Origin of the sequence: Streptomyces caniscabiei (genome assembly GCF_014930365.1) — a bacterium.
GTDB classification, from domain to species: domain Bacteria; phylum Actinomycetota; class Actinomycetes; order Streptomycetales; family Streptomycetaceae; genus Streptomyces; species Streptomyces caniscabiei.
On record NZ_JABXWI010000017.1, the window covers coordinates 25,943 to 44,462 of the forward strand.

The window sequence follows — 18,520 nt, forward strand, 5'->3', positions numbered from 1 at the left end:
CAGCGCCGCACTTGCAGGAACCCGACCGTCCCCGGCAGGGGCGCGTCGTGGGGCCGACGGCACGCCTCGCGGACCGGTTCGTACCTCGGGGCGAGGTCGAGGGGCGGCACCCCGACCGTGTACCCGCCGCTCATCTCTCGCCCTCCCCCTCGCCACGGCCGGCCTCCGGGGCCAGCGACAGCACATCCGGCACGCGCGGGAAGCGTGAAGCGCAGTCCCGGCACGCGTACACCGTGAAACCGGGACCGGAACCCTGGTGCACCACCGATACGACGACCGGCGTATCGGTGATCGCACAGCAGCGGACACACATGCGCACCGGCACACGTGCCCCACCCGCCATGGCCCCGGGGCACTCGCCCCGTTCACCCTGCCCAGTCATCCGGCCACCGCCTCGGCGCCCACCACGTGCAGGTCGAGGTCGACACCGAAGTCCGCCGCGAGAACCATCGCGACCCGGCGCCGCCGCTGCCGCGCCCGCTCACACTCCAGCGCCCGCTCCCGCTCGGCGAGGACCACATACGGCCGGACCACCGCCGTCGCCTCACCGGGCAACGGCTCCTCCAGCCCGTACGGCGACCGCCGCAACGGAGGCCAGGGCGCAGCCGCGCCGGGCGCCTCCGAGGTACGGGGGAGGGTCTGCATGGCGGGGCGCGTGCCCGCCCTGCGCCTACCGGTACCGGGGGCGAGCACGCCCAGGGCCCAGCGCACAAGCGCGTGGATAATGCTCACTGTCATCAGCTCCAGAGGCTGGTGGCCATGCCCCCGGACGTTCGCCGCGTCGCGGGGGTGCTTACGTCATGAGGACGGTACTCGCATCTTGTATACCTCGTCTAGGACGTCTGTAACGTTGCCAATATGCGCAGCGTATGGAACATATCTAACGTCCTGGTCATGGAAATTGATCGCTTCGATCCGACGCCCATCTACAAACAGGTGGCACGAGTGATCCGCACCAAGATCGAGTCCGGCGAACTCCAACCAAGGGACCCGATCCCGTCCGAGTCCAAGATGGTCTCTGACTACGGTGTTGCCAGAGACACCGCGCGCCAGGCCGTTGCGCTACTGCGCTCCGAAGGCTGGGTGATCACCCTTCCCCAGCGAGGCACATTCGTTGCCGAGCAGCCGCCTGCCAGCACGCCTGAGAGTGGCGAATCCGCCGACTGACTTACGGTGCCCGGCCCGATGTGCCATGGCGCTCGGCACTCGCTATATGACGAACACCGCGAGGTCGGGGCACGGGAAGAATTGAGGAGGGGCACAGGCATGGCACGTGAGGGACGGCATGCACCATCAGCGACGCCGGAACTCGCCTGGTTCAAGGCCAGCTGCAGCGGCAGCCAGGATGACAGTTGCGTCGAGGTCGCCCTCGCCGAACAGGCCCTCTGCGTGAGGGATTCCAAGGACGTGACGCGTCCGCACTTCACGGTCGGGCGTGCGGAGTGGTCGCGGTTCGTGGGGTTCGTGGCGGAGGTCTGAGGGGAGCCGCGTGCGCGATGGCGCTCAGAAGATCTTGCAGAGCGTCATCGCGCGCATATCGACGTCGCCCGGTGACCCGAGGACGGAGTTGCGGCCCACGTAGATGGTGTCCCACCGCGAGGTTCCCACCGGGCACGCGCCGGAGCTGATGAGCAGGCCGCCGGAGAGATCGGGGCCCGTTGTACCGGTGTCAGGTATGCCAAGGGCGGCTGGTTCAGCGGACGCGCCGGGCTCTCCCTCGTCTCCCTTGGCCCCGCGTTCACCTTGTAGCCCCTGCACGCCCTTAGGTCCCTGCGGTCCGCGTGCTCCTTCAGGTCCCGCCGGGCCCCGGGCGCCGGTCGGGCCGGTCGCGACGAAATAGGCGCCAACTGCTGCTCCCGCCGCGCCGGACAGGGCGATGACGGCTGAGGTGGCGGCTATGCCGATCGCGACGCGACGACGGTTCGTTCTCATGTTCTTTCCTTCGGGCCATTGGAGGTGTCGGCGGCAGCACTGTATGCCGCGAACGCTCGGGCCTGTTCCGTCTTGCGGAGCTGGCCCAGTTCGATGGGGCGCAGGCCGTGGGGTCGTCCAAGGCGCTTGAGGATGGCGTCGAAATACGGGACAGGCGTGTGCTCGGAGGCGACCACGAGGGAGGAGAGCAACACCCCGTAGGTGGGTGGACTGTCGACCGATACGAGGATCGCTTCCCGCGCCCGGTCGGTAAGGTCCGTCGGCTTGAGCCCGGCAGCAGCGGCGAGCGTGTGCCAGCCCACGCAGACCTGACGCCGGGCGGCGTCGATCAGTGCTCGCCGAACGGCTACGACCACGGCTCCCTTGGTGGTCCCGAGCTTGGACCAGCGCACGCGGTCCTCCTCAGCGGGAGCAGTTCGGGCCACGGGTACAGCTTGTGTACCCCTCGCGTAGGCATGGTCCACGGCGGTCCGCCATGCCGCCTCTACGGTTGGGGTGGCGGCGTTGGGCTGCCACCCCAACGCCGCCAGCAGGTCGCCGAAGAACGGGGCCGGGCCTGGGGTCTGTCCGTCTGCCTTCACCAAAGCGGACAACATCCGACGCCCGGGAACGTAGGACCTGTCGACTGCGGCCAACAGCCGAATGCGGTCCTCATCGGACAACGTGGAAGGTGAGATGTGCTGCTTCTTGAGCAGGGTCGACCACTTGATGATGCCGCGGCCTTTGGCGACGACTTCCAGATGCTCTCGGAGCCGGGCCACGAGCCGCGCCTCGGTCAGCACGTGGTCGGTCCCGGCCTTCGCTTCTGACCGTCCAGCCGAGGGCTGCTGCTGTGCGGGGGACGATTCGGCGAGAGCGTAGGCGGTTCTTCGCTCGCGCTCCCAGATTTCCCGCACCTTCGCCTCGCTCAGGTCGGCTCTCCAGCCGAGGCCGGCGAGGACCTCAGCGAGGTACGGGGCGGGCGCGGCCGGGACGAGGGCGGGGTTGACGAGCGCCGAGAGGACGGGCTTGCCGTCGGCTCGCGGGTGGTCCACGGCGACGAGGAGGCGCACGCGTTCCTCCGGGGTGATGTCGCCGGGTGCCGCTCCCGCGTGACTGATGAGCGTCTCCCAGTTGATGAGGCCCCGGGTGCGGGCGACGTCGCCGAGCCTTGAGCGGAAGACGCGGATCGTCTCGGCTTCGCCCAGGGGGAGCGGGTGGGGTGCTGGGACGGCTGGTTCGGTCGTCGTGGGCGCTGGCGGGGGCGGCTCGTACGGCGGAGACGCGGGGCGCAGGTCCGGCCAGCGGGAGTCGGTCTGCTGGGGTAGGGGCGAGGCTCCGTCTGCGTGTATGAGCCAGGCGGTATCGGAGGGGGCCGCTTCGGTGAGCGGAAGCAGGCGGGCTGACGAGTAGATGACGTGCAGTTGGTGAGGAGGAGGGGCGGGGTGGTCGTCCGGCAGGGCGATCCTGGCCCGGACGACGGCCGAGCCGAGCGGTTGGAGGTCGGCTTCGTAGAGGCGTACGGCGGGACCGTCCAGCTCGGTTTGCGACGCAGGGAGTTCGATGGCTGCGGTGAAGGCGATGGTGCCTGGAGCCAGTGGGAAAGCGACGGGCATCGGGGTGGGATCGGGCGTGCTGCTCGCGGGCGCTTCGGCGTCGAGGCGGGGCGTGATGATCCCCGCGTCCGATAGGCGACACTCGGTGAGGGTGGACCACGCGAGGCTGTTGTCCGGGTACTGCGTGCCGACGTACACCTCGCGGGTCTCGCCCTCGGTACGGCAGGAGATACGGATGGCATGCCCGGCGGCGTCCACCTCGTTGTGCGAGAGTCCGCAGTAGGGCCCGTACGCCCAGTGAACGTGAGTGTGTCGGCCGGAGAGGCGTTCGCGGGTCTCCTGCCACTCTCGGAGGGAGAGGCGGGCCATCTGGACCCGGATGACTCTGGACCTGCCCTGACCGAACTGGACCTCCACGGCTCCACCATGGACCGCCCCAGGGTCCAGGTACGTCACCTCGGCGTCCTGGTATCCATGGCGTACTAGCCAGCGCCGTAGTGCCTGCCCGATGTACAAGTGGTCGGCACTGGCCTCACCCGTCTCCGTGCGGCGGCAGTGTACGGGCGGGCGGTGCGCGAAATGGCACTTCTTCTCCGTGTACCGCTTCGGAGTCAGCTTCTTGCCGCAGCCGCCGAGTAGGACGCCGCAGTAGAAGTCGTCGCGGGTCCGCCCGCGCATGAACCGGTCGAAGTCGTCGTGGTCATACGGCAGGAACACCGGCCAGTCCGACTCGGCCTGACCGATGACTGCCGTCTGAACCTTGCGGGTGTCTTCTTCGGATGTGGGCGAGACCATCCTGGCTCCTGGCTCGGGCAGCGGGGCGGTGGGGTCAGGCGGCGTGGCGGGGGCTGTGGCCTTGGGGGCCGGGTGAGGGCGAGGGTCAAGCCTCCAGGCCGTCTTCAGGACTGTCTTTGCTCTCCGCCATTACCCTGCCGCCGACAAAGGCCACGCCCAAGGCGAGTGCGGCGCCACCGAGCACCGCAACTTTCTTGAGCGCCCCATCCAAGAAGCGTTTGTTCTCGCTGTCCTTCAGGGACTGCTCCCTTACCGCTTCCTGCATTTTCTCGATGAGTCGTATCCTTTGTTCCCCTGTCAAATCACCCTTGTCGAGTTCATTCTTGATGGTATCTCTGAGATCCTGGAAGGCTCGATGTACGTATTCTTGGCTCTGCTGATTAGCCGAGAGCGTGGACTCATGCGAGCTCTTTATTGCATCTATAACCTTCGAGGCGAAATCCTTGAACGTAGGAAACTGCTCAACGATTTTCAGGGCCACCTCGGTGCTCATGTCGGGCATCATGGCCACGAACCTGATCATCTTGTCCTTGGAGAGGTGTCTCCAGGAGTCGATTCCAAGTGCCTGCTTGATCGAGTCTTCGTCTTTGTATTTCATGCGGTGCGTCCGTCCGGAGTTTTTGCCGGGTGGCGGGGGCCGTGGCCCGGGGGCGGGGTGAGGGTGGAGGTGTAGTTCCCGCCTTCGACGAGTGGGTTCTCCAGGGTGAGGCCGGCAGCGGCCATGCGGTCGTACTCGGCGAGGATCAGTTCCTTGGTGCGGTACGTGCCGTACTTGGCCTCGTCCTTGCGGCGGACGATTGGGAAGGTGTCGAGGATGTAGTCGACGTCTTCACGGGACACTCCGTAGAGATGAAAGAAAAGGGCGTCGAGCTCAATTCGGATGACCTCACGGCGCGCTTCGTCCCACAGGAAGGGCGTGCTTGAGTCCCCCAATTCATGAGCAAGCGACGCCATGTCGTCAGCCGTGTAGCAAAGCTCCAGGAATCGCTGCTTAATGAAGGAGCCATGGCACGCTAGCGACTGAGGTGGAAGCACCGGGAGTTGATTGCAAATAAAGAAATTTAGATGCAGCCCGCCCACCTTCAATCGCGCCGCGAAATCTAGAACGAAGGAGCTCAGGCAGGAAATGAAGGAACCTGCCTGACGGGCGTGCTCCTCTGACAATAGAGATACGGGTAGGCTATTTGCCGCCGCAGCCATTGGGATCGCACTGACAATTACTGTCCTCTCATTGGTTGGGCTGGTCACATCTCTCCAGCCGATAAACCAGTCCTTTTTCCAGGATCGAGATTCGACCTTCCGTGCGACGTCACGGCTGGATACCCAATTGCTGGGCATGACTACGCGCGACCTTACCTGCAGGTCCTCTGAGGTCAGGTAGCGCGGTTGATTCTGCCGCTGCTTGGCTGTGCCACTTTGCACTACATCTGCAGCTCGATGGTTGAAGAAATCGACCATCTTAGCCTCATACAGAGGAAGCATGATCGACGATTCCTGTGTAAACGCGTTACCGCGGCCAGTCCATCCGTCGCTCTCAAGTTCTGTTCGACTACGAAAGAGCGCGGATTCGTGCGACATGTCAAACATGCGCAAGAATGACAGGCCCCACGGGTTTCCCTTCGGTGCGCCCTCCTTGATGAGAACTGGGACGCGGCGATAAATCCGGATCGCAATATTGGCATCGCGACGAGACCTGAACACTGGAAGTGTCCCGGTGTTAGGGTTTAGAAGTTCGATCTCTTCCGGCGTCAGCGGGAATACCTTATCCGTGTCGTCCAGTTCGGCAGGGTCCTGCAAGAAGAACGCAAATCGAGCCGCCGGTACGTGAAGGGAACGGCCGACCAGCGACAGGATGCTGAACTTGAACGAACGGTGCACGCCGGGGAAGAGGGGCAATGCGTTCTCGAAGTCGTACAGCGCCGCAATCGCCCCACGCCGCACCAGATCCCCGGAGAAATGCTGCGTCCGCGCGTCCGTGGCGATACCAGTCGGGACGATCACCCCGGCCCGCCCCTTCGGTCCGAGCAGTATCCGGTCCGTCTCCGTGAAAACGGCATACGTGTTGAGGTTCCCCTGCCCCGTGAGCGGCACTCGGCCCGACCGCCGCAGGAAGTGACTCTCGGCGTAAACCTTCCGCTTACCTGCCTCGAACTCCTCGTACAGCGACTCTGTATCCGGTGAGTCCTTGAGTGCCTCGATCATCTTCTTGCGTACAGCCGTACGGGATGCTTCCGCGATCTCTGGTACACGCTGCGCAAAGAACTCCTGCTCCTTGAACTCCACGCTGTCCCACGGCGGATTGCCCACGACACAGTCGAAGCCCCCCGCCCAACCGGTGTCCGGCGATACACCCCGCCCGTCCTCCGGCACGGAGAACACCTCAGGGAACTCCAAGTGCCAGTGGAAGAAGGAGAACTGCTTACGCAGCCGAATGATCTCGGTCTTGGTCTCCTCAGCCACCCCCTGGCCACTCGGATCCTCCAGCGCCTTGAACACCGCGTACGTCACCGGCCGTGGCGCCTCCGGCGTCTTGAGCCACACGAACGCCGCGCACCAGGCGTCAGCCACGCGCAGCGCACGCTGGTAGTCCGACGAGCCCGTCCACTTCTCGTACGCGTCCTCCTGCCGGCGTACGTCGGTCAGTTCTTCCGCCTGGGTCAGCGTGATGGAGCGCAACCCGCTGGCGAACGCGGTGTTGGCGACGTTCACCGCCTCCCCGCCCAGGTCGAACAGGCTTCCCTGGCCCACCCGCTCCTGCTGGTTGATCTTCTCCAGGGCCTTCGCGTGCTTCTTGTCGTCGCCCTCGGTCGCGATGAACGCCTCGTCGGGGATGCCGTCGCGGAGCAGTTTGGGCGTGGCGCCGATCAGGCCGTTGCCGTGCTTGACGTGCGCGTCGAGGAAGCTCAGCGGCTTGCCCGGCTCAAGGGCCTCCAGCCACAGGGACACCTTGGCCAGGTCCACCGCCATGGGGTTGAGGTCGACGCCGTAGATGCAGCGGGCGACGACCTCGTGCAGGGCGTGGCGTACCGCGTCCAGTGTGGGCTCCGGGTTGCGTTCCCGGACAGCCGCGACCTGCTTGGCGATGCGGCGGGCCGCCGCGACCAGGAAGTGTCCGGAGCCGCAGGCCGGGTCGCAGACCGTCAAGGAGAGCAGCTCATTGACGATCGCATCCGCCGGATCGGCCGCGCCCGTTCGCGCCGCCTCCTCCTCACCACGTTGGACGGCATCCTTTATCACCGGGTCCAGCGTGGAGTTCAGCAGGCATTCGATCAGCGACGACGGCGTGTAGTAACTACCCGTCGTCTTACGGGTGTTGCCCGCCACCTCGACAAGCGCGAACGTGCGGTCGGCCGCGCTGTACTTCGGCTCCAGCTCCAGCAGGGACTCGTAGACCGAGCCCAGTTCCTCCGCGTCCAGATGCCGGTAGTCCACCGCCCGCCAGCGGCCCGAGCTGCCGTCCCGGACTTGCGACAGATGCCGTACGGCCGTCAGCAGAGCCTCGTTCGAGAGCTTCAGGTCGCGCAGCGGGGCGTCCGCCTCCGTGTCGTTGAACAGGCCACCGAGGCCGGGCAGGCCCAGTTCGGGGCGGCCCTTCTCGTCGCCGAGTGCCGTCAGGACGATGCGCAGCGCCTCGTACAGGTCGCTGTGGGCCGTGCCCCGGCGCTTCCTCGCATGCGCCCGCAGCCTCGCCGACGAGAAGTACGTCTCGTAGCGCTCGCGCGCGATGCCGTCCGCGCCCGGCGACAGCAGTGCGTCGCGGTCCTCGGCGACGAAGACGAAGAGCAGGCGGTACACCATGCGCAGCAGCGCGGCCTGGAGGGCCTTCGGGCGGACGTCCTCCCGCAGTGCCCCGTTCTCCGGGTGCCGCAGGAAGCCCGTGCCCAGCGCGGTGATCGCCGCCTGCACGCCCTTGCGGAGCTGGTCCAGGGCGCGCGTGCCCGACGCGATGGCCTCGGTGCGCCACTTCTCCAGCCAGCAGCCCGAGGGCGCCCCGCCCTCCGCCACCTCGAAGCGCGACGCGTGCAGCAGCCGGTACAGCAGCACGAACTCGCTGAACAGTTCGCCGTCGAAGATCGCTTCGAGGTCGAACTCCACGTACGACGCTGTGGCGAGAGCGCTGGAGTCGCGGAGGAGGCGGACCTGACGGCCGTTGGTCAGGACGCCCCACAGGTGGGACTCCGTGCGGTTCAGGCACTCCTGGAGCATCGACTGCGGCGGGACCGTGCCTGCCCCGCCGGGGCGGCGGTCCAGCTCGGCGTTCCATGCCGTCTGGTGGATGAGGGCGTGGTGCCAGCGGTGGGAGACGGGGAACTTCTTCTCCGCGTCGGAGTCGGCGGTGATGCCCGCCGCGCCGATGTGCGTCAGGCGGCCGAAGCCCAGTTCCCGCCAGAGGGGGGTCAGCCAGTCGTTCTCCGCGAGCCCGGTGGGGTCGCTCGCCGGTACACCCGTGTCCCGGTCTTCCGGCAGGCGCTTGCGCAGCTCACGCCACAGCGGCTTGAGGTACTCCCAACTTCGCTCGGCCTCGTCGCGCACCGAACGGGACGACGGCAGGCCGTAGTCGGCGGGCTTGGAACCGGGGACGTCCTTGCCCTCGGAGATCCGTACCAGCATGTCGGCCGGCAGCAGCCCTCCGACCGTGTGGACGGCGGTGAACACCTGGTTGCGGGTGGTGGCGGACATCAGGCGGACACTCCAACCGAGACAGAGGCGGCAGTCGTAGCGGCAGTAGCTGCGGTGGTTGCGGGCAGGTAGACGTACGCGCCGAGGATGTCCGCCGGCTTCTGGGCCGTGACCGACAGGCCTCGGACGATCTCGCCCGAAGCGGCCCGCACGCGGCGGTGGGCCGCGTCCAGTTCGGCAGCCAGCTCGTCGCCGTACGACTCCAAGTACCCGTTCACGTCGGACAGTTGGCCGAGGATGCGGGTCATCGTGCGCTCGCCGAAGTGTGGGTCGGTGTTCTCCGACGCCGTCGCGTCCAGGAGGGCCGTCGCCTGGTCCGGTGTCAGCCACGCACCGTTCTTCGGGGCGCCCTCGAAGGCCAGCAGTCGCGCGTCCTCTGCCACCAGTTGGCGTTCGCCACTGCGCGACGGCAGCGTCAGGTGGAAGCGGTAGCGGACCAGCAGCAGTGTCGTCCTCGTGCTGACCGCGTCCGTGGTGATCACCCCACAGCGGCGGGCCGGGCGGGCGCCCTCCGCCTGGGTGTCCAAGGCGGCGTTGAGGACGTGGGACGCGAGGGCGCCGACCACCGGGTCCGTGCGGACCAAGGCCGCCTCGCCGCGTGCCACCGCCGGGTCGCCGCGGAAGGGGATCTCGCGGTCCTTCTCCACGACCTCCGCGCCCACCACCGGCGCGAGCGCGTCCCGCAGGCCCGCCGGGGTACCGCCTACCTGGGCGGTGAAGTCCCCGGACCCGGACCCGGACTCGCGGCCACCGCCGTCGGCGCCCCGCAGCACCGCACCCAGCGCGCCCAACGCCTCCCGTGCGAACGTACGGATCTCGCCCGCCCCGCCCAGCGCCTCCCGGATCGAGGCGACCTCGCGGGCCACCTCCTCCGGGTGGATGGACCGCTGGGCGAACCGGGAGCGGGACTGCCGTTCGCGTTCCGCCGCCGAGTTCCAGTCGCTGTCGAGCTTCGCCGTGCTCACCTTGAACGCGTCCGCGCTGAACAAGGCGTCCTCGTTCTCCCGGCCGCGCATCAGCAGCCACTCCACGATCGCGTCCGTCACGCCCGTCGACAGCTCGTCGGGGACGGAGACCGAGATGCCGAGGTCCTTCTTGATCTGGCGGTGCTTCTTGATGAGCACCTCCAGGACCTTGCCGTCGATGCCGTTGTCGTCGCCGTAGAGAGTGATGACGCGGACCTCGTCGCGGCGCTGGCCGTAGCGGTCGACGCGGCCCTCACGCTGGTCGTGGCGGGTGGGGTTCCAGGCCAGGTCGTAGTGGACGACGGCGTCGAAGTAGTGCTGGAGGTTCACGCCCTCCGACAAACAGTCCGTCGCGATCAGCACCCTGCGGGCTGCCGCGTCCTCGCCGGCCTCCGCCGCCAGCGCCTCGATCCGCTCGATGCGCTGTTGTGGCGACAGCTCGCCGGTGACCGCCTTGACGACCGTCTTCGCACCCAGCGGGCCGCGCTTCTTGGTCTCCGGGTCGTTCGCGAGCTGCTCCGCCAGGTATTTGGCCGTCGGGATGTAGCGGCAGAAGACGATCGGGTTGTAGCCGTCGGCCAGCAACGCCTTGAGGTGCTTGATGAGCGCCTTCAGCTTGAGGTCCTTCTCCGGGCCCTTCAACTGCGCTGCCAGCTCGGCCAGTTCAGCCAGCTGCGACTTCACGGGGCCCCCGGCCGTCCCCGAGCCCGGCCCCTCGTCCGTCTCCGCGCCGGGCGCCACGTCCATGCCCTCCAGCGCGTCGCTGTCCGCCGCGTCGCTGTTCAGCGGGGCGCCCAGCTTGTCGGCCTCCTCCGCCGACGCCGCGATCGCCGCCGCCGAACGGGTCGTGAGGGTCTGCGCGGCGGCCGCCGGGGAGGACACCAGCGAGCGCAGCAGCGCGATCGCGGACCACCAGGCGATACGGGCCTCGCGCTTGCCCTGCCCGCCGGCCGCTTCGACCCGCTCGCTCGCGTAGTCGATCGCGTCGTCCAGCAGGGCCCGGTACTCGGGGGACAGCTTGTACGTCTCGTCCTTGAAGTAGCGGTCCGAGGGGAAGGCGGTGCGTTCGGCGAGGGAGTCGTCCGCGAGGCCGTCCTCCTTGGTGAGGTACTGGCGTACGTCCGCGCGCTTGCGGGCCACGAAATGCTGGGCGAGCAGCTTCCGGCCCGCCTCCGACTCCAGGTTCACGTGCGCCAGCTCCGGCTTGACCAGGCCGAGCAGGTTCCGGAACGCCGACTCCTTGCCGCTGTGCGGGGTCGCCGTCACGAGCAGCAGATGCCGCTCGGCGTCCTCCGCCACCCGGCGCAGCAGCTCGTAGCGGAGCTGGCTCTGGGCGCTCGCGGAAGTGTCGTCGGCCGCCACGCACGTGTGTGCCTCGTCGACGATCACCAGGTCGGGGCAGTGGCGTACGAAGTCGTCGCGGTGGCGGGTGGACTTGATGAAGTCCGTCGACACGATCACGTTCGGGTAGCGGTCGAAGAGGGACTGGCCCAGGTCCAGGCCCCGCTCCAGGCGCGACACCGTCGAGGACAGGACCAGCTCCGCGTCGATGCCGAACTTGCTCCGCAGCTCCTGCTGCCACTGCTCGGCCAGAGCGGGGGAGCAGAGCACCGCCAGGCCGCTCGCCTCGCCCTGCGCCAGCATCTCGCTCGCGATCAGGCCCGCCTCGATCGTCTTGCCGATACCGACGTCGTCGGAGATCAGCATGCGGACCGTCTTCTGGCGCAGCGCCATCAGCAGCGGCACCAACTGGTACGCGCGCGGCTCCACCGCGATGCCCGCCAGCGAGCGGAACGGGCCCGCGCCCGAGCGGAAGCCCACCCGCAGGGCCGTACGCAGCAGTCCCGCCGCCCGCTGGTCGCCGAGGTCGGACGGCTCCGGCGGGGCGAAGCGGGCCTCCTCGACGGGCTCGAAGGGGAACACCGCCGCGATGTCATCGTCCGAACCGCCGAGCGGGCGCAGGACGAGAAGGTCGGGCTCGCTCTCGGGGAGTACCACCCACTCGCGGCCACGGGCCTTCACCAGAGATCCGGCTGAGAACGTGAATGCCATAACGATCGTCAAGTCCTTCTTGCCAGAGGCTAGTTGGCGGCCGGTGAGCCGAAGTAGCGGGGGTGGGCGGCGGCGATGACGTCCCAGTCACCGCCGTGCGGAAAGCGGACCACGTCCCAGGTGGCGTCGAACAGCCGCTCCTCGGCGTCGGCGTCGCGCAGCGCGGTCGTCTCGGTGTCGGGGCCGTCCACGAACACCGCGACGCTGGCGCCCGGCAGCCGGTACACGAAGTCCGGTGCCGCGTTCGCCTCCGTCAGGAACACGTCCTTCTCGTCCGGCAGGCGCAGACCGCGCGCCTTGGCCCAGCCCAGGAAGTCGCCCTGTGCCGCCAGTTCGGCGGCCGCCGCCTCGACGGCCGTGGGAGCGGCCGGGGACCGGTCGGGGGATGGGGCCGGGGATTCGGCCAGCAGCCGCCGGTACTGCTCCGACCGGGACTCGCCGCGCGACTCCCGCCGCGCCGTCGCCGAAGCGAACCGCACCAGCAGCGCGGCCACGGTGTGCCGGTTGATCTGGGCGTGGTCGAGCTGGTTGCCGTAGGTGAGGAGGCACTCGTAGCAGCCGAGCGCGCAGGCCCGTCCCGGGCGGTGCTCCTCGTCGCCCTCGTCCTTGCCGTCCGCCGAGAAGTGGCAGATCTCCAGGGCGCGGCGGGCCGCCTTGGCGAGGGCGTCGTCCTCGGCCTGGAGGCGGCGCAGTACGCCGGCGCCGCCCTCCGCCGCCTCCATGAAGAGAATGCGGCGCCTCGGGCCGTCGTCCGGCGGCAGCAGCTCGCTGGACAGCTCGGCGTCCTCCAGTTCGAACGCGGCCTCGATGCCCCGCTCCAGGGCGTACATCAGGGTGAGCGCGATCGGTTCGGGCAGCGCCTCGTCGAGGGTGACGACGACAATGTTGCGGCGGTCCTCGACGAACGGGATGACCCGCTTCTTGCGGCGCCGCTCGTTGCCGTCGGCGTCCACCAGCGGCAGCTCGCTGGAGTCGCCGGACGCCTCGGAGGCGTCCTTGTCGTTCATCCAGCGGCCGTCGGCCAGGTCCAGCCAGTAGCCCGGCGGCTCGTCCGTGCGGGCGCGTACCCGGCCGGTGTTGGTGATGCGGACCGTCGCGGAGTCGCCGTAGGTGATCCGCGCCAGCTGCCCGTCCGGGTCGGCGATCGTCGCGTTGAGGCGGCCCTTGCGGATGCCGTGGTCGTGGAAGCGGTACGAGGTCTCCAGCCGGAAGCCGGCCCGGCGCCGCTCCTCCTCGTCCGAGGAGATCCGCTCGCGGCGGGTGGTGTACACGGTGTGCAGGTGCAGCAGGCCGTACGTCGCCGCGCCCAGTGTCTCGTCACAGAAGCCGCAGCGGTCCTCGCGTTCCTTGGGCTCGTGGTGATAGCCGCAGTGCGCGCAGCGGCGGGCCTCGCCCGTGGTCAGCTCGCCGGAGGAGTCCGGGGGCAGCTGGATGCGGGTGACCTGGTAGCGGGCGCCCTCGTGGTAGATGAGCGCGCCGGGCCCGAACTCGCGGATGGCGAGGAAGCGGGGGCGCTGGAGGTAGTCGCCGTCGCCGCGGCGGCGGCCGATCGTCGGGATGTACGCGGCGAGCGGCAGGCGCGGGAAGCTGTAGCCGGGCAGGAAGCCCTCGGAGGCCAGGTAGCGGTAGGGGTTGAAGTCGGAGAGGACCGACTTGCTGTCGACGCTCTCGTTCATCAGCAGGTTCAGCTGGGTCTCGGCCTCGCGGCGGCGGGCGTTGGCGCGGTTGCGGTCGCCCTCGGTGAGGCTGTAGTCGAGGCGGCGCCGGTTCTGGACGTACTGGTCGTCCAGGGCGGCCCGGAACAGGCTGCGCCAGCGGTCGAAGGCCCGGTCGAAGCGCTCGGCGACCGTCCGCACCTTGTCGTCGATCCAGTCGTCGTGCCACCACGTGGTGTCCGCGAAGTCCCTGAACAGGGGGCCGAGGACGCGCAGCGCCGCGTTCACCGTGCGTCGTTGTGCGCCGTCGTCGAGCGCCGCGTCGCGGATGTCCGGCAGGAGGTGGAGGGCCGGGTCCGGGCGGTCGCCGGAGTCCGGGTACGACACGTCGAGCACCTCGGGGATGGAGCGGCCGAGGCGCAGGCCGGCCTCGGCGATCCAGATGCCCTGGAGGTGGGAGAGGACCAGGTCCTCGTTGGCGAGGTCCAGGCGGGGCGGGGCCACCGCGCCCGCCACCATGCGCCAGGGCTGGCGGAAGTAGTACTGGTCGTGGCTGTTGCCCGTCGCGCAGTACGTCGTGACCAGCGCGGGCTGGCCGCTGCGGCCCGCGCGGCCGGAACGCTGGGCGTAGTTGGCCGGGGTGGGCGGCACGTTGCGCATCATCACCGCGTTGAGCTCGGAGATGTCGACGCCCAGCTCCATCGTCGGGGAGCAGTACAGGAGCTTCAACTCCGCCTTGCGGAAGGCCTCTTCGCGTGCCTCACGGTCCTCCGGCGACACCTGGGCGGTGTGCTCGCGGGCGTACAGGCCGGACAGGGCGTCGGCGGTCTCCCGGTACAGCTTGAGGAAGAAGGTGTTGATGCGCGGGCCGTCACCGCTCTGGTAGGTGCGGGTCAGCGGGTCGTGCGCGCCCGACTCGCCCTTGCCGGCGTGCCACACCAGCGACTGGGCGGCCACGCGGTAGCCGGTCGTGGTCGTCGACGACGCCCTGCGGAAGCGGCCGACGCGCTGCGGGGCGGCCTCCACCTCCTTCACCAGGCCCGCCTTGGTGAGGACCTTCAACAGATCAGTGATGATCAGCTGCAGGTCGTCCTGGTCCAGATCGCGGAAGGTACGGTCCGTGCGCCGCAGGTACTTGCCGAACTTGCCGCGTGCCGACAGGAAGAGGCTCGAACGGTCCGTGCCGGGCCGGGACGGGTGCGGGAAGGCGGTGCCGACCCGCGGCTTGTCGGCGGCGGACAGCACCCACGGGTCGACCAGCCGCTCCTCGCTCGCGCGCTGGAGGGAGTCGAAGGCGTCGTCACGGAAGTACGACACGTCGATGGCGAGGGAGCGGCGCATCTCGTCCAGGAGCGCCTTCATGATCTCGGCACGCAGCGCCGGGTCGGCGTCCCGCAGCGCCTGGTGCGTGCCCTCCCAGCGGTCCTGCCTGGCGGCGACCCAGTCCCTGTCCTCGTAGTCGATCTCCAGCAGGCCCGTCTGCTCCAGGTTGGGCATGGTGATGCGCCAGCCACGCTCCAGGTCGAGATAGAGCCGGAAGGCGACCACGTCCCGCAGCGTGCGGGCCGCGTTGCGGGCCAGCGACGGCGGCAGGTCGCTCTCGCCGGTGTAGTCGGCGGGGGAGATGGCCAGAGCGTTGGTCACCGCCGAGGCCAGCTCCTCGTGGTGGAGGCCGTCGTCTCCGGCGTCCAGGGCCGCCCGGTACAGCGCCCCGCGCAGCTGGGTGATCTGCACGAAGTCGTTGAAGTGGCCGGCCTGGAGGGAGGCGTCCTGCCTGTTGTCGACGAACGTGAGGAGTTTGCGAGCCTTCTTGTCGAGGGCCTCCGCGGGCACCGACTTCAGCGAGCGGACGATCGACGCCGAGACCAGCGAGGTCGCGGAGGAGCGCCCCTCCTGGTCCAGCGTCGCCAGCTTGGCGAAGTCCCGGCCGCGCGTCTGCTCGTACGCCACACCGCAGTGCAGGCAGAACAGGAAGGGCGAGGGGATGAACGCGGCCTTCAGCTCGCCCCGGCCCTCGCGGCCGCACGCGTCTACGGTGACGGACTTCGGCACCCGGTCGCGGTAGGCGCGCTTGACTACCTCCTGGCCCTTGTCGTCCAACTCCAGCCAGGACTCGGGCAGTCGGCGGTCGTCCACCGCGTACTGCGTGTTGGACGGCCACTCGCGCTCGTGATCGACGTAGAGGTAGCCGTCGCCCTGCCGGCCGCCGGTCGCCGAGGTGTCGCGGCGGGCCTCGTAGCGGACTTCGCCGTCCTTCTCCGTACGCCACACCGTCAGGTACTCCTGGCCGCACTCCCGGCAGAACGCCAGCGGGATCAGCGACTTGCCGCCGCTGCCAGGCTGTTCGAGCTGGTAGGAGCGGGTCAGGTGGCGGGAGGACTTCTTCTCCAGGGTGACGTAGACGGTATCGCCCTTGGAGAGGAACTGGTGCAGGCGGAACGCGAACAGCGGCCGCTCGTTGCGGGGGTTGAGTGCCTGGGAGCCAGCCTCCAGGGTGGCGCGGATCGCTTCCGCGCAACTCTCCTCGTCGACGCCCGACGTCTCGTGCAACTCCCGTGCCGCGACCTCGATCTGGGTCGGCGGCCGACGTACGAGGCGGCCCGTGGTCTCGTCCTCGACGAGGCCGAAGCGGTCCTCGATCCAGCGGGCCAACGGGTCGCGCGCCAGGTCGTCGTAGGCGCGCGGGGCGGCAGAGGTGAGGCGTTCGGCCGGTACGGTGGCGGGTGCCTCGCCGGTCGCGCGGACCAGGGTCTCGCCGATGACGTGCTCGGGGCGGACCCTAGTGCCGAACAGTGTGCTCGCCACACCGGCGACCACCTGCCGCTGGTCCGCCAGCGTGCCCTCCGTCGACATGGTGGCCGACGTGCCGATGCACTGCAGGTTCTCCGCCTGGCAGGCCTCGCGGACCCGGCGGATCAGCAGGGCGACGTCGGCGCCCTGGCGGCCGCGGTAGGTGTGCAGTTCGTCGAAGACGAGGAACTCAAGGCCCCGCGCCATGGTGATGAGGCTCGCCCGGTCGGCCGGACGGGTCAGCATCAGCTCCAGCATCACGTAGTTGGTGAGCAGGATGTCCGGCGGGTTGTCCCGGATCTCCTTGCGCTTGGCGTCGTCCTCCTGGCCCGTGTAGCGGGCGAAGGTGACCGGCTCGCGGCCCGCGCCGTAGCCGTCGCGCAGGAACTTCTCCAGCTCCCGCAGCTGGCTGTTGGCGAGCGCGTTCATCGGATACACGATGATCGCCCGCACGCGCTTCGGAGTGTTCGGGCCCTCCTCGTCGCGCTCGCGCAGCACCTTGTCGACGATCGGGACGATGTAGGAGAGCGACTTGCCGGAGCCGGTGCCGGTCGTCAGGACGTACGAGGCCCCGGAGGCGGCGGCGTCGATGGCGTCGCGCTGATGCCGGTGCAGGAGCAGCGGCCGGCCGTCGCAGACGGTGCCGCCCTCGGTCTTCTTCGCCTGGAAGACGCGGGCGCACTCGGGGTGCAGCACCTTCTGCTGGGCGAGTTCGACCACGGTGCCGCCGCCCTGGAAGAACGGGTTGAGCGACAGCCAGGGGTTCGGCCACTGGGACTTGTCGTCCAGGTCCTTCTCGACGTACGCCTTGATGCGCTCGTCGCGGATGACGGTGCCGCCCTCGGTGAAGGAGCGATAGTCGCGGATCAGGGCCTGGTGGACCCCGAAGACGTCCATGCCGGCGCCGGAGCCGGTCACCGGGACGGGCTGCTGCGGTGGGGCGGTCACGGGGGCCGGGGCGGCCTCGCGCAGGGGGAGGGTCGGATCCCGCTCGCTCCACGAGGGGACCAGGCTGGTGTCGTCGGGCGCTATGGCAAGGGGGAGCAGGGCGTCCCGTACGGTCACCGCGTCCGCAGGGCGGTTCGCCGGGTCCTTGGCCAGCAGGCGGTCGAGGAGACGGGCGAGTTCCGCGGGGACCTCGCCGCGGATCGCACGGACGGGGCTGGGCTCCTGGTGGACATGCCGCTCGGCGAGCTCGTACGCGGACTCGCTCGTGAACGGCGGAACGCCGACCAGCATCTCGTACAGCACGCAGCCCAGCGCGTAGAGATCGGCGGCCTGGGTCACCTGCTTGGCCTGGCACTGCTCCGGGGCCATGTAGCGGGCCGTGCCCACACTGACACCCGTGCTCGTCAGACGGGTCTGGTCCGGGTCGTCGACGATGCTGCCCATGCCGAAGTCGAGCACCTTGACGGTGCCGCCCCGCGTGAGCATGACGTTGGCGGGCTTCAGGTCCCGGTGAACCACGCCCTGCGCGTGCGCGGCGGCGAGTCCCGCCGCGATCTGGGCGCCGATGGCGGCGACCCAGGCGACCGGGAGCTGCGGCTCCTCCTCGATGAGGTCGCGCAGCGACTCACCCTGCAGGAACTCCATCGCCAGGTAGGGCAGATCGTCACAGTCCGCGGCGATTCCGCCTGCGACGAGGCGGGTGAGATTGGGGTGATCCCGCAGCGTCTGCATGATGCCCACCTCGCGGGCGAAGCGCTCCACGGCCTTGGTGTCACTGCCGGTGTCGATCCGGCCTCCGGTGCGGCGACGCAGGATCGTCTTCACGGCGACGGTGCGCTCGGACGAACCTTCGGGAGCCAGCAGGTCCTCGGCCAGGTGGACCTCCCCCATGTTGCCTCTGCCGATGACCCGGCTGATGCGGAATCTGCCGTCGACGAGCTGGTGGCTCACTGCCCGCTCCTCTGCCTACTGCTCACGTTCTCGCGCTTCCGAACCGGAACGCGCCCCCTGACTCTTGCGCCGCACGGCCCATGGTGTCAGAACGGACAGTGAGGTATTCGTCACCGTACACGATGTGATCCGATTGCAATAGGTGTACGCTCGTTGACATCGTCAACGCAGTTCTACTGGGGTCGTCGTGAAGTGGTAGACCGCTTTGCGGTTGCGG

Annotated in this window: 9 protein-coding genes; 2 read left to right on the top strand and 7 right to left on the bottom strand. The window is 68.8% G+C overall.

Translation table 11 applies throughout. The annotated features are described in order from the left end of the window. Nucleotides 1-378 precede the first annotated feature (378 nt). The gene (locus HW837_RS37285; RefSeq protein WP_193379991.1) at nucleotides 379-738 is read right to left on the bottom strand and encodes a hypothetical protein; all 360 of its coding nucleotides are present in this window, start codon (nucleotides 736-738) and stop codon (nucleotides 379-381) included. Between the two features lie 156 nt (nucleotides 739-894). On the opposite strand from HW837_RS37285, the gene HW837_RS37290 reads away from it, so the two are divergent. Further along, nucleotides 895-1,167, top strand: coding sequence for a GntR family transcriptional regulator (locus tag HW837_RS37290; RefSeq protein ID WP_045558026.1), 273 nt, complete (start codon nucleotides 895-897; stop codon nucleotides 1,165-1,167). Between the two features lie 99 nt (nucleotides 1,168-1,266). Beyond that, entirely contained in the window at nucleotides 1,267-1,479 is a 213-nt protein-coding gene (locus tag HW837_RS37295) for a DUF397 domain-containing protein (protein ID WP_045558027.1), read from the top strand. 24 nt (nucleotides 1,480-1,503) lie between these two features. Here HW837_RS37295 and HW837_RS49755 read toward each other — a convergent pair whose 3' ends face one another. The 6 genes from HW837_RS49755 to HW837_RS37325 form a co-directional block, all read right to left on the bottom strand. Beyond that, nucleotides 1,504-1,932 (bottom strand): collagen-like protein, encoded by a 429-nt coding sequence (locus HW837_RS49755; RefSeq protein ID WP_193379990.1) that lies wholly within the window; start codon nucleotides 1,930-1,932, stop codon nucleotides 1,504-1,506. Continuing rightward, nucleotides 1,929-4,262: a competence protein CoiA family protein gene (locus HW837_RS37305; protein ID WP_193379989.1), complete on the bottom strand. Its 2,334-nt coding sequence runs from the start codon at nucleotides 4,260-4,262 to the stop codon at nucleotides 1,929-1,931. The genes HW837_RS49755 and HW837_RS37305 overlap by 4 nt, the downstream gene beginning before the upstream one ends. 85 nt (nucleotides 4,263-4,347) lie before the next feature. Further along, the gene (locus HW837_RS37310; protein WP_045558029.1) at nucleotides 4,348-4,860 is read right to left on the bottom strand and encodes a hypothetical protein; all 513 of its coding nucleotides are present in this window, start codon (nucleotides 4,858-4,860) and stop codon (nucleotides 4,348-4,350) included. Then, the gene (locus tag HW837_RS37315) at nucleotides 4,857-8,942 is read right to left on the bottom strand and encodes an Eco57I restriction-modification methylase domain-containing protein (RefSeq protein ID WP_193379988.1); all 4,086 of its coding nucleotides are present in this window, start codon (nucleotides 8,940-8,942) and stop codon (nucleotides 4,857-4,859) included. The genes HW837_RS37310 and HW837_RS37315 overlap by 4 nt, the downstream gene beginning before the upstream one ends. Beyond that, a complete protein-coding gene (locus HW837_RS37320) occupies nucleotides 8,942-11,959 on the bottom strand; it encodes a helicase-related protein (protein ID WP_193379987.1) in 3,018 nt (1,005 codons plus the stop codon). Before HW837_RS37320 ends, HW837_RS37315 begins: the two co-directional genes overlap by 1 nt. Before the next feature lie 29 nt (nucleotides 11,960-11,988). Next, nucleotides 11,989-18,303 (bottom strand): protein kinase domain-containing protein, encoded by a 6,315-nt coding sequence (locus tag HW837_RS37325; RefSeq protein WP_193379986.1) that lies wholly within the window; start codon nucleotides 18,301-18,303, stop codon nucleotides 11,989-11,991. Between the last annotated feature and the right edge of the window lie 217 nt (nucleotides 18,304-18,520).

Bases quoted from the DNA above. Each gene is read 5' to 3' on its own strand.
- HW837_RS37315 (WP_193379988.1), bottom strand. From the start codon at position 8,942: ATGTCCGCCACCACCCGCAACCAGGTGTTCACCGCCGTCCACACGGTC.
- HW837_RS37290 (WP_045558026.1), top strand. From the start codon at position 895: ATGGAAATTGATCGCTTCGATCCGACGCCCATCTACAAACAGGTGGCA.
- HW837_RS37285 (WP_193379991.1), bottom strand. From the start codon at position 738: ATGACAGTGAGCATTATCCACGCGCTTGTGCGCTGGGCCCTGGGCGTG.
- HW837_RS37310 (WP_045558029.1), bottom strand. From the start codon at position 4,860: ATGAAATACAAAGACGAAGACTCGATCAAGCAGGCACTTGGAATCGAC.
- HW837_RS37320 (WP_193379987.1), bottom strand. From the start codon at position 11,959: ATGGCATTCACGTTCTCAGCCGGATCTCTGGTGAAGGCCCGTGGCCGC.
- HW837_RS49755 (WP_193379990.1), bottom strand. From the start codon at position 1,932: ATGAGAACGAACCGTCGTCGCGTCGCGATCGGCATAGCCGCCACCTCA.
- HW837_RS37305 (WP_193379989.1), bottom strand. From the start codon at position 4,262: ATGGTCTCGCCCACATCCGAAGAAGACACCCGCAAGGTTCAGACGGCA.
- HW837_RS37295 (WP_045558027.1), top strand. From the start codon at position 1,267: ATGGCACGTGAGGGACGGCATGCACCATCAGCGACGCCGGAACTCGCC.